Annotated in this window: 4 protein-coding genes; all 4 read right to left on the reverse strand. The window is 42.4% G+C overall.

From position 1 onward, the window contains the following. Window positions 1-30: 30 nt before the first annotated feature. Window positions 31-3063: a SusC/RagA family TonB-linked outer membrane protein gene (locus AC1DNH_RS09885; protein ID WP_477579674.1), complete on the reverse strand. Its 3033-nt coding sequence runs from the start codon at window positions 3061-3063 to the stop codon at window positions 31-33. 52 nt (window positions 3064-3115) lie between these two features. Continuing rightward, window positions 3116-4774 carry a RagB/SusD family nutrient uptake outer membrane protein gene (locus AC1DNH_RS09890; protein ID WP_477579676.1) on the reverse strand — a complete coding sequence of 553 codons (1659 nt, stop codon included), beginning with the start codon at window positions 4772-4774 and terminating at the stop codon, window positions 3116-3118. A 10-nt stretch (window positions 4775-4784) separates the two neighbouring features. Then, complete coding sequence (locus AC1DNH_RS09895; protein ID WP_477607547.1) at window positions 4785-7979, reverse strand: SusC/RagA family TonB-linked outer membrane protein; 3195 nt, start codon at window positions 7977-7979, stop codon at window positions 4785-4787. 625 nt (window positions 7980-8604) lie between these two features. Beyond that, window positions 8605-14022 (reverse strand): Ig-like domain-containing protein, encoded by a 5418-nt coding sequence (locus AC1DNH_RS09900; protein ID WP_477625353.1) that lies wholly within the window; start codon window positions 14020-14022, stop codon window positions 8605-8607. Window positions 14023-14091: the final 69 nt, after the last annotated feature.

The raw sequence follows: 14091 nt of genomic DNA on the forward strand, positions 1-14091 counted from the left end.
GCCAATTGACCATCATGATTAAAACAAAAATTAAAAGGTGAACTGTCCACCTATATTTACAATGCGCATGCGGGGATAATTTCCGATACCTGCACCCGACATTTCAGGGTCCATCCATTTTACCGGTAGTTTATCGATGATAAACAGGTTTGAACCATTCACAAAAACCCGCATTTTATCAATCACCACTTTTCCTTTATTGCGGATCGCAGTAGAAAACCCTACCTCCACATTTTTCAGTTTCAGGTAGTCGCTCTTATGAACCCAGTAATCTGAGACTTGATAATTCAGTGCGTTATTCACCACAGACAGGCGTGGAAAATCTGCTGTACCAGCTGTTTCTGGCGTCCAGCGGTTTAATACGAATGTGCTTGGTTTAGCACCGCCCTGAAATCCCTGTGTGCTTACATTACGTAGATCAACTATACCACCAGCAGCCCCCTGAAGCAGGAATGAAAGGTCGAATTTAGCATAGCGGAACCCTCCACGGATGCCATAAAAATATTTAGGCAAAATACTGCCCAAATAGGTTTGATCATACACATCAATCAGATTGTCGCCATTCAAATCCCTGTATTTCATATCACCAGGTTTCACCGCACCAAACAACGGTAATGGAATGGTTTTATTGGCCGCAGGCAGAGCGAGTTCATTATTGATCTTTGCAGCTTCGGCTGCCGTGTAAAAACCTTCACTGATCATCCCAAATGCGCCACTTAAAGGTTTGCCGGTTCTTTTCAGGTAATCGTAAGGGCGGAAAACTTCATTATTAAATACTACAGTATTTTCTGTCCACGATCCAAGAACGGCAATAGAGAATCCGAGCTTATTCTTTTCATAGTGGTAAGACAATTCTCCATCCAGGCCTTTATTATCCATAATACCCTGATTGTAAGGTGCAGTAGCAATCCCCATTGTTCCTGAAATAATCGGCGTGGCTAAGATGTCTGTTCTTCTCTCTTTAAACATATCCACCGACAATCTTAAACGTTCTTTTAAAAAGTAGAGGTCGAAACCTACATTGGCCTGTCTTAAAGTCTCCCAGGTTACATCTGGGTTGGCCAGTCTGGCCTGTGTTCTTCCACCTAAAGCAGATGGGTTATTGCCAAATACATAGCTAGCACCACCGGTATAAAAATTCTGATAAAGAAAACGCTGTGTTCCTATTCCGGTAATATCAGCATTGCCTGTATAACCAAATGAGCCACGGATTTTCAGGTAATTGATCACCTCCTGGTTTTTCATAAAAGCCTCTTCCGAAACAATCCACCCTGCAGAGAAGCTAGGAAAAAAGCCAAAACGTTTGCCTTCTGGTAAATTCCCAGAACCACTATACGACCCATTAAATTCGGCAATGTAACGCTGATCAAATACATAACTCAACCGTGAGGCAAATCCCTGCGATGCATAAGGAAAATCAAAACCGTTTCCGTTCTGGTAGCTCTGGTTGTAATTAAGAAAACCTTCTACCCTGTGTTTTCCAAATTCACGCTGGTAAGCCAGGTTGGTATAAAAAGTTGTTCTTCTATCTTGACTGTTAGCTCTTGATACCACATTGAGCAAACCTTCGGTACCGAAACTCTTGTAGGTATTATCAGGCTGTAGCTGATAAACTGCAAATGTTTTAGAACGCCCACCATTGGTATAAAAGTAATTATCGAAAGCAAAGGCACCATTGATGGAAAGTCCTGGTGTAATCATATCCAGATCGTGCTTTAATTTAATGGTTCCCAAAAAATTGCGCCTAAATTCTGTAGCATAGCCCGTGCTGGTTAGTAAGCCATATGGGTTATTCTGAAACTGCGAAGTGCCACCAATTTTACCATCGGGATATTTCACCGGAAATTCATTACCTGGATAGGTAGAAACCGCATTAAAAATTGTACTTGTACCCGTTCCAGGGTAATTTCTATCTTCTAAACGGCCCGAAAGATCAAGGGAAAGCAACAGCCTTTTGGTTGCCTGAAAATCGAGGTTTGTTCTAAAGTTATAACGTTTAAAATCGATGTTATTACTAAAGCCATACTGCTCTTTGTTTACATCGCCATTTTTAAAAATGCCGCCCTGGTTCAGGTATCCCATCATCACATAATAGCGAAAATCGTTGTTGCCTCCCCTGAACATCAGGTTGTAGCGAGATTGACTGGTGGTTTTCTTCAGCATTTCATCATTCCAGTTCACATCTGGATATAACATCTGATCTCTGCCCGGATTGTTATAGGCATCTATCTGTGCCTGCGAATATTTTGCAGGAAGGCCATCGTTAACCGCACCTTCGTTATAGAGCTGCATGTATTGTTGAGCACCTAAAAATTCAGGCGAAGCTCCTGTATACTGAATCCCCCTTTGTGCCACAAAAGAAACTTCGCTGGTATTGGCCAAACCTCTTTTCGTGGTGGCCATAATAGAACGACCAGATCCTCTGATGCCAAAAGCCCCGTTCGCGGCATTATCCTTTAAAATGGTAACTGTTTCCAATTCCAACGGATCTATTTGCTGGATATCTCTTTCAATTCCATCTACATAGGTTAATGGTGTGAGCGCATTGTAAGAGCTAAAGCCTCTGATGTTTAAAAGAGAGCCATCATATCCAGGTTCGCTACTGTTCTGTCGGGCAAACAGACCAGCAAGATTCCCTCCTAAAAGATTTGAAGAGTTCGGTTCTGGGTTTTTCGACAGCTGCGCACCGCTAACTGTAGATACAGCAGCAGTGCTGTATTTTTTGTTCTGGCTCATCCATGGCAGCTCTATATTGCCTTCCCATGGTTTTGAGGCATCCAGTGTAATGGATATTTTTTCGGTTTTTGTATTTATTGCTGCAATTTTAGCCAGGTAATTTTCTGCCTGTACCGCTACAGTGTCAGTATCGTTCAATGCAAGCAATACCTCGCCCTTGGTATTGGTGATGTCCTTTTTCCCTGAAGAGTAAACCTTGATCCCAGCACCGGCTACTGGGTTTCTATTCTGATCAACTATGGTAATCCGGATTTTTTGTTGTGCCTGTGCGTGTATAACGCAAACACAACTTAAAAATAGTACCGTGATCATTTTCAAACAACTCATGTATAATATATTAAGTCTGATAAATTCTGATTATTAATGGGGTTACTGATACCTAAAACCATCCTGGATTTTGCTTCAGCTCTGGTGATTTAAAGATTTCTACCTCAGGTATCGGATAGAGGTAAAATCTTTTCAGAAAACTTCGTTTTTCGAATGCTGTACGGCTATAGCTAAAAGTTCCGTTGGCATTTTTATTGATTTTAAATCCATAAAAAGAACCCGCATCCAAACTTTCGGCCATTAGCCAGCGGCGCTCATCAAAGAGATTTGTTTCTTCGAAAGCAAATTCCAGTATCCGTTCCTTTTTTAACTTTGCGGCAAAATCTGCCTGGTTTAAACCAGTTGGAAATGCAGGCATACCTGCCCTTGTGCGCACCAGATTAACATAAGTATATGAATTGGCATTAGGCCCACCTTCAAATTCGTTCTGTGCCTCTGCATAATTCAGGTAAAGTTCTGCCAGCCTGTAAAATATAAAGCGGGATGCTCCCTGGTTCTGCGCGGTTATACCCACATATTTTTTTTGCAACATACCGGTAATGGTCCGGTCTCCGTTGTAATCTTGCCCGCCGTTAATAAATGGCTCAAATGTTCTTCCGGCCCAGGCTACACCATTGGTTAAAATGGTTTGCAATAAGCGGGGATCGCGGTTTTTATAAGGATCCTGGTCATTGTATCCCGATGTTGGATCAGAAATAGGCTTTCCATTCACCATATCGTACATATCCACCAGGTTTAGTGTTGGGTTGGATTGAGCTGGCCCGGCCACCTGGTTTGCATGAGAAAAGATTACCTCTTTATTATTAGCATTACCCCTTACATTGATAAACATATCACCATAATTACTGTAAAGCTGGTATTTGAGTGCTTCTGCAGTATTGGCATCTATAAAATCCTTTGCAGCATCCATGGCTGTTTTCCAGCGCTGAATGTTATATGAAGGATATTTAAATAAAGAATCAGGACAATTCGCATCGCTTAAGTGCGGCTGGTTGGCATTAAATAACGGACTTGCAGCATATAACAACAACCTCGATTTCATGGCCATACTCGCCGATTTGCAGGCACGACCAAAATCGGTGGTGGCATTGGGCCAGATCCACGGCAGGTTGGCTGATGCATAATCTAAATCTTTTAGGATAAACTTAACCGTTGCATCAAAACTCGAACGTTTTAACTGCTTGCCAAATTCAGGTTTAATGTCTTCGGCATCATAGATCCAAACCGAATCGATAATGGGTACACCGCCGTAACGCTTTAACAGTTCAAAATAGGCGAATGCACGCAAAAAGCGGTTTTCGGCTTTAAAATAAGCCGCATTAGCCGGCGTAAATTTCATGTATTTCTCGTTCTTTACGAAAATATTGCATTTACGGATCATCGGATAATAAGTGCCGTAAGCATTATCAACATTGCCCGCACCACCGTTGTAGGCATTTACATTATATACCTGGAAAGGCGACCATTGTATGCCCTGCTCCGATTCGAAACAGCCATCGGCCAGCTGTCCGCTATTTCTGTTGAGCTGGTTTGAAGGCATGCTGGCGTAAATATTGGCCAGGTATTGGCGGCACTGCAGCTCATTACTAAAAACTGTAGAATCGGTTGTGGTTACATTATTTGGAGGTGCTGCTAAAAATTCTTTCTGGCAACCGGCAATTCCCGTCCCCAAAAGGGCTGCCATGAGGATTTGATATATTTTGATTTTCATAATTTTCAGATTAAAAATTAACGGATAACCCGGCGTTATAAACCACCGATTGTGGGTAATACCAGCCACGGCTGTTTCTGTTTTCCGGATCCAGGTATTTGATACCCTTACTGTAGGTAAATAGGTTTTGGCCGTTTACATAACATCTCAGGCTACCCAATCTTAATTTTTTAACTAAGCCATCGGCGAAAGTATAACCGATCTCGGCATTTTTAAGGCGGATAAACGAGGCATCCCTAATCCAGAAATCAGAATCAACATAATTGTTATCCGTACTCTGTGGATCGCTTGATAAACGTGGGTAAGTAGCGGTAGCTGCAGTACTAGGCGTCCACCTGTTTAAGTGATATTCCAGTACTTTCCCACCGTTAAAAAACTCCCAGGCTACTTCGGCCGAAACAAACATGGAAGTATTGCTTGATCCGGCAAATAATACGCTTACATCTAAACCTTTCCAGCTGAAGCCAGTGCTAAAGCCATAGGTAATTTCAGGGAAAGTTGGTTTTCCAACCGGAACCATGTCATAAGAATTGATCATGCCGTCCCCGTTAATATCCTTATACTTAAAATCACCTGGCTGTAAACGCCCGCTGAAATAAGCCTGTATGGTTCTGTTATCTACCTCGCTCTGGTTGTTATAAAAACCATCAGTCAGATAGCCCCAGCTTTGCCCAACACTTCTTCCGGTACGGGCCATCCATTCGTATCTTGGCGTTGGCTCGTCCTGCGCCAGGATCTTGTTACGGGCAAAAGCGAAGTTCCCCCTCAGCCAAACATTTACATTCCCGATTTGATGTGCAGTATTGGCTTCAATCTCAAAACCTTTGTTTTCTACCTGGCCAATGTTCTGTACCGGTAAGGTAATGCCTGCTACCACTGGTGTACTTGCCGGGGAAGTTAAAATATCAACACGTTTTTTATAAAAGACATCGGCTACCAAACCAAATTTTTTACCCCATAGGTTTAAATCTAAACCGATATTCGAACTGGTTTCTCTTTCCCAGGTTACGCCATTGGTAGGTATTGCACCCTCAACCAGTCCGCCAACTGATGTACCTTGTGCCAGACCAAAACTATATCCTGTGCCTGAGCTGTAAGCATTATTGTAGTATAAAAATCTTCTTCCCGTCACCGCATCGTTACCCACCTGGCCAATTGATCCTCTTAACTTCAGATAAGTAATGGCAGGCAGGCTATTTTTAATAAAATCTTCATTGGAGATTAACCAACCGGCAGAAAAGGAAGGGAAAAAGCCAAAACGCTGACCATCCTGAAAGTTTTCTGAACCGTTATAACCGGCATTTACCTCTGCAAAATACTTATTGTCGTAACCATAGGTAACACGGCCAACCGCGCCCATTCTAGAAAACGGCCAATCGGTAAGTGAACTGGATGTAACGGTATTATTTGTTTTTCTTTGCTGGTTGTAGAGCAACAAAGCGGTAATATCGTGTTTACCGGTTTTTCCCTGCCAGAACAAAGATCCTTCCAGGTAAAAATTACGGTTACTGCCATCTGCATAAGCACTATTGGTAGATACCAAAGGATTATAGGTACCAGTTCGCTGTGTGTATATATACTGTCCGTTGGCATCGATACCATCTACAGAATATCTTCGGTATGCACTGGCGATATCGCCACTATTTCCGCGGAAGGTATTGTAAAACTGTGTATAATAACTGTTAAAAGCCAGGTTAGCCTTGGCACTCAGGCCTTTTAAAATAAAATCAAGTTTCTGATTAGCAACCACACTTATTTCTACGGTACTGTTATACTCTTTGGTCACACCGCGCTCTCTTAAATCACCCAGGATATTCCGCTGCACTTTTGCAGGGCGGTTACTGGCGCCATAGGTACCATCAGGATTTAAGAGATTCATTTCATTTGGTGCCGTACGCGACAAACCGCTGAACATATCGCCTGCGCCCCCATAACCGGTAACACTACCACCACTCACGGCATAAGGGCTATTTTTCACGCCTCCTATAGCCGCCATGTTTACAGAAATCAAGGTTGTTTTAGTGGCATTAATGTCGATATTCGAACGGAAGTTAAACCGCTGAAAACGCGAGTTTGCATCAAAGAAATCGCCTTTTGTATTTTTGTAAATCCCCTGCTGATCTGCAAAACTGCCTGAAACAAAATAACGTGCTATATTACCCCCTCCACTTATATTGATATTTACATTTGATTGCGGGGTAAACTCTTTCAAAAATTCCTTGTAATAATCAACATCAGGATACAAGAAAGGATCGCTATGGTTCTTGTAACCATCAAGCTGTTGCTGTGTATAAGGTGCTACTGCATTCGGGTTATCATTTAGTACAGCCTCATTTCTTAGTGTAGCATAATCGTACGAACCCACAAAGTTGGGTAAGCGGGCTGGGCTTTGTAAGCCATAATTTGCAGACATCGATATCTGTGTTTTGCCTGCAACACCTCTCCTGGTAGTTACCAATACCACACCATTAGCGCCCCTAACACCAAAAACTGCTGTTGCCGAGGCATCTTTCAAAATCGATACCGATTCGACCTCATTAAAATCGATCTGCGAAAAAGGCCGTTCAACGCCATCAACCAATACCAATGGTGCTGCACTTGCCGAACTTAAGGTAGTTATACCCCTAATTAAAAGACTGGCATCATCGCGTCCTGGCTCTCCACCACGTTGCTGGGTAATTAAACCTGGTAAACGACCTGCAAGGGCATTACTTAAGTTGGTAACCGGGTTCTGCTTAAGTTCTTTTGTAGATATAGAAGAAAGCGCCCCAACATTGGTTGCTTTTGTTTTCTGTCCGTAACCTACCACAACTACCGCATCAAGATCATTTTGCTGAGGTTCCATACGTATCTTAAGTACAGTTTGCCCATTAACCTCACGCTCTATTGTTTTGTAGCCAACAGACATAAACTGAATTATATCACCTGTATTTGCATTAATGGTAAAGCTCCCATCGTTACTGGTTTGTACACCACCCGATTTTCCTTTTATTTTAACCGAAACACCTGGTAAAGGCTGCCCCGTTTCGTCAACTACTTTTCCTGAAACAGAAATAAATACCCGGGTAAAAGTTTTATCCAATAGCCCATAACCCATTGGTTGATGGCGAGGATTTTTAAGTTTATTAAATGGAGAAGCATTAATTTCATTGTGAACGAGTAGCCCTACTGTCACAACAAAAAATATCAAGTAATTTTTTTTCATGCGCTTCTAATAATTTGATTAATACAGTTCAATGATTTTCTTTTCATCATACAATTGGTTAGGTTTTAAGAAACTGGGGCATTATGCATCAGTGGTAATTCTAAATTCGATCAGGTTGTTATTAAATCCTATGCTTTGGCAAAAAAGGTATTGCTGCACCGATCGGCTTTTTTTGGGATCGAACAAGCTCGACGACCAGGGATTAGCAGCTTGGTGCAAAATTCCCAAAAGCCCAAGCTGTTTACATTTCGTAAAAACTGGTTCATTGGTTTGTTGGTTAGTTGTTTTATATTGACCGATTACCCGGCTTGGTTAGCCTGTAAAATTCTATAATGGCAAGATGATTATATGGGGAAAATCTTAAACTAATGGTGTGAAAACCTTAAATTTTAAGGCTTTTTGATGCCTTTTAGGTGATTTTCAGTGTAGAAACTTAAAGGCTTGCGCTTTATTGTAACAAAATGTGTTACACAAAAAAGCTGGAATGGATGTAACTGTATTACAGGCATGTTCTTAAAACAAACGGCCTTTTAAAAGAAATAAGAACCCCTAATTTGCAAATAAGTGCACAAAAAAAGAGAGTGCTTTTGGGCACTCTCTTTTTCAATAATATTAAAAAAAATGGTTATAACTTGATTACTTTTACAACCTTTCTTTCTGTGCCTTGTCGTACCTCTACCATGTATACACCGGCAGGGAGTTCAGACCCGAAAGTTAACTGTTCGTTAACCGCTGTTTTAGCTTCTTTAACCAGTTGCTGGGCTATATTATAAACCCTATACTGTAATGCATCGCTGCTAGGGCTTTCTACCTGCACTTTAAACCCAGTTGTACTTGGATTTGGCCATGCAGTAACTTTTAGTGCAAGCAATGATTCGAGGGCGTTTCCAATATTGGTGTTTAATGGAAACTCTTCAAAATTCACTGCACCGGCTTCCTGGTTCAATAACAGTTCTGGCTTATTGCTGGTTGCCTCGCGCGAATTAAAACTGACCAGGTTACCAGATCCTTTTACTCCCTGATTGATCAGCTTGATAGAAATGATTTTTTTCCCTAAAGCAAGCTGGCTATTGATATAGGCGGTTACATCCAGTTCGTACCAGGCACGAGCCGTATTTTTAACAGTATAGCTACCAAGCAATGTACCACTTTCTGCTGGTTTGTTGTTCCAGGTAATGGTGCCTTCTCCCCAGGTGGTATTGGCCAGGCCATATACCGATACAATCCTCGATGGATTAACATCGATACGGGAAGCATATAGCCTGATCTTTGCACTGTTTACTGCTGAACCCGAAAATGTACTATAATCGAAACGCAGGTAAGATTCTCTGAACGCAGACCAGTTATCGCTGCTCACATCCAGGCTTTTTGAGCTTCCGTTATTGGCGTTCGCAAAAACACCATCCCGTACAAATGCATCGGCCACCGGATTAACAGTTAAAGCCTGTGGGGCGTTTACCTTCACCGTAACAGCTAAAGATGTTGCCACCCTGCCTAAATTATCGGTTGCTTTTGCAGTAAGCGTATACGTTCCAGAAGGAACATTATTCCACACCATGTTATAGGGTGCCGTTGTAGATTGGCCCAACAAAGTTGATCCTTGATAAAACTCTACTTTAACAATTGTTCCGGTAGTATTGACATTAAGGGTAATATTCGAATTTGACGTAAATACAGCATTGTTTACCGGAGCGGCAATAGCCACTGTCGGCGCAGCACTCACATTAACATTTACAATAGCAGATATAGTTGTTCCCCCATTATTATCGGTTGCCTTGGCTGTAAGCGCATAGGTTCCTGCACTAGGGCTGGCCCAGGTAAAACTGTAAGGCGCAGTTATAGACTTACCCAACAGGGTGCTGCCCTGGTAAAACTCCACTTTGGCTACTGTTCCATCGGCATCGGCGGCGTTGGCACTAATGGCCAGATCCGATCCTGTGGTAAATACGGCATTGTTTGCTGGTGAGGTGATGGCCACCGTAGGCAAAGTATTAACTGCAATGTAAACCGCTCCAGAAACTGTTGTTCCTCCGTTGTTATCGGTTGCTTTAGCGGTAAGACTGTAATTACCTGTTGTAGGATTATTCCAGGTGAAGCTATATGGTGCAGTGGTTGACTGACCCAACAATGTGCTGCCCTGATAAAATTCTACTTTGGCAATTGTTCCATCGGCGTCGGCAGCATCGGCATTAATGGTAACGTTCGTTCCCAATTGGAATACAGCATTGTTTGCAGGTGAGGTGATGGCCACTGTTGGCAAGGTGTTCACCGTAATGTTAACCACATTAGAAGCTGTTGCTCCGCCGTTGTTATCCATTGCCTTGGCTGTAAGGGCATAAGTTCCTGCAGCAGGATTATTCCAGGTAAAATTGTAAGGTGCAGTGCTTGACTGACCAAGCAATGTACTGCCCTGATAAAACTCTACTTTGCTGATTGTTCCGTCTGTATCAGCCGCATCGGCTTTAATGGTAACGTTCGTTCCCCCTGTGAATACAGCATTGTTTGCCGGCGAAACGATGGCTATCGTTGGTATGGCATTTATCTTAATCCTAACCGTATCTGCAACAGCTGTTCCACCATTATTGTCGGTGGCCTTCGCAGTGATCTTATAAAATCTTGGACCAGGATTATTCCAGATAAAGATATATGGTGCAGCGGTAGATTGCCCTAACAAAGTACTGCCTTCATAAAACTCTACTTTGCTAATTGTTCCATCAGTATCACCAGCATTGGCCTTTAGGACAACATTAGCACCCGCTGTATATACAGCATTGCCTGTTGGTGAACTGATGGCTACCGTTGGCAAGGTATTGATGGTAACCTCAACGGTGTCTGATATTGTTGTTCCTCCATTATTATCAGTTGCTTTAGCGGTAAGGCTGTAATTTCCTGCTGTAGGATTATTCCAGTTAAAGCTATATGGCGCAGCTGTAGATTCACCTACCAGGGTTGAACCCTGGTAGAACTCCACCTTGCTGATTGTTCCATCGGTATCAGTGGCATTGGCATCAATAGTAACATTGGTACCAGCCGTTAACACAGTATGGTTTGCTGGTGAACTGATGGCCACGGTTGGCAAGGTATTGATGATTACACTAACCGTATCTGATACCTTTGTTCCTCCGTTATTATCAGTTGCCTTGGCGCTAAGGTTGTAATTTCCTATAGCTGGATTAGTCCAGGTAAAACCGAAAGGCGCAGCTGTAGATTCTCCTAATAAAGTCGATCCCTGATAGAATTCTACTTTGGTGATTGTTCCATCTGTATCAGCCGCATTGGCATCAATAACAACGTTTGTACCTGCTGTAAACACCGCATGGTTTGCCGGTGAACTGATGGCCACCGTTGGCAGGGTATTGATGATTACTTTCACCGTGTCTGATACCTTTGTTCCTCCGTTATTATCGGTTGCTTTAGCGGTAAGGTTGTAATTTCCTACAGCTGGGTTAGTCCAGGTGAAGCTATAAGGTGCAGTGGTTGACTGACCTAAAAGTGTGCTGCCCTGATAAAATTCTACTTTGCTGATTGTTCCATCGGTATCGGCAGCATTGGCATTAATAGCAACATCGCTACCAACTGTAACTACTGCATTGCTAACAGGCGAAGTAATCGATACCGTTGGCAATAAGTTAGCAACATCTACAGCCGGATAAACCAGTTTTCTTGAACCATCATATCCGATAGCATAAACACTTGTAGAACCAGCACCATATTGAACCGTTGTGTTTGCGTTTGCTGTGGTTGCTTCTCCAGCCCCATAAATAGCCACATCGGTAAGTACCTTTTGGTTATAGGTCTCAAAAGCTACTGCACTGCCCCATTTCGAATTATCAATCTTTAATGTGTTGGTATTAACCGTTACACCAACCGTTGCAGTTGCAGTTGTTGCCAATGGTGTACGGTTTTTAAAGGTGTTTATCGTATTTGCCGATATATAATTTAATACCGGAGATACTGGTTTTGGATATCCTTTAGCCTGTACACTAGCAATTAGTGCATCTATCTGTGCTTGTGTAATGGTTAAACGCTTTATAGCATAATCGTCTATATCCATATCAATTGGCAATAGGTAGCCACTTTTCACAAAGAAATCGGTCAAATCTTCGTGAACAGCATCGCAGGCAGCACTTACAAAGTTGAGTAATAACTGGCCTTCGTTTAGTCCCGTCTGACTGGTTGTACGCATTTTCTCCAGCACATCGCCATACCAGAAAGCTACATCCGGCTGTCCAACCGTGGCTGCTGTGCCAGTTAATCGCTGTTGCATAGTAGGCAGGTTTTTACCTGCACCAGCAAGCTGGTAATATACTTCCAATTGCCACAAAGGCACCAATCGCACAAACACATCGCCTTGTGCCTCCATATGTTTTTTCTGTATCAAACAATTATCAAACAACGAGCCGTACCGTCCACCATATAAACTGGCAGCTCCCGCTTTAGGTGCATCATTACCTTTTTCAAGTCTTGTCGTATTTGCATAATTGGTACTAAAAAGATATTGTATCCATGCCGAATTAACATTGTTTGTTACTTCCGTCATGCCTATCCATTTGGCTCCTGGCCTCACCTGATTGTTATGGCCATACTCATGGGCAACTCCCCAGGGATCTTTAAAAACTCCGGTAGCACTAGCAAGATTAGACCCACTGCCACCAACACCTATGGGATAATTTACACCCTCACCACTTGCATTCGGATTTCCATCACCAGTTATAGACCTTAAAAACATGTGGTTTTTAGGCACCCTGTTATATTTGGTTAGACCATTTAAAATATATTCTGCATGCACAATGGTATCATAGGCTGCAACCAGTTCTTTTCCACTGGCTGCCGAATTACTGATCAGTATATTTTTGTTGAGATTTAGATTGGTATAGATTCCTTTCATATCCAATTTCGAATACACACCGTTAAGCAACATTTTCGTCCACTCATCATTTGTGTCCGTTAAAGGATTGTAATATCCGTTCACCTGGCCTGTGGCAATGTTAATCTGTATAGGCTGTAGACCTGCATTATCGCTAAAATAACCGATATAGGCCAGTCCATCATGTAGCACATTGATAATGTTTACCCCTTTTTTCAAGGGATAGCTATCGGTAGTGGCGCTATAATCCAGTCCAAAATCTTTAACAATTAACTGTGGGTTTACACCATAGGTATCGCCAACAAAAACAATCGCTTTGGTATTCGCCTTAAAGGCAATCCCTGTCGGGTTTTCAACCCTGTTTAAACCGTTTGTTTTTAATATGCCCTCTACCGTGCCCGGATTTGGATAATAATCATAGGTCTGTACGCGGTATTTCCTGTTATAACTATTGTTGAAAATACACTGGGCCAGAGATTTAAAAAATGGAGAAGCAATGGCATCGATATCGGTTTGCGTTATTCCAGCTTTTAATGTGGTATGCAGATCATCCGCAAAAATATTAGTGTATAAATTGCCGGCGCTGTTTTTCTGATAGAACTGCATTTCGGCACAACTGGCATAGTTATTTTTACCCGTAAGCACTTTAACTACAACCTGGGTAACGTTGGTTAAGGCTGCAGGGAAACTGATCTGATACGCAGCTGAACTAAAACCCGTATCAAAATTCATTAATTTGGTTAAAGTGGTTTGTGTTGTGGTTTTATACCAAATTTCGCCTGTACCAAAAATACCGTTTGAGCCACCATCCTGCCTCGGCACATAACTAATATAGTCGATGGTTGGGCTAGTGGTAAAATTATAAGTTAAACTGATCGGGAATCCCCCACCCGCATAGTTAGAATGGTATAAGGTAGCCGTGTTGTTATCGTATGTACGCGTGATATCTTCGCCGCCGTTTGCCGCAGGGCTTACGCTGGCGCTGGAAATGGCCAGTTTAATATCAGAGTAGGCCGTAAAATCTTCTGCTATTGGATTATCGCAATCTAAAGGCTGAACGAATGGCCCAGTTTCTGCAGAACTAAAATTGATTTCAGCACAACTTGAAAAATTGCCTCCTGCCGCCCTGATTACAAAGCGGACGATATAGGGTTTTACAATCGGGCTGGCTGTCATGTCGATCGTTTTTACCGCATTGGTCTGGGCCCAGCTAATATTGCTCAGCTTGCTTACAAAAACCGAAGG

The organism is Pedobacter sp. 01N310, assembly GCF_056399805.1.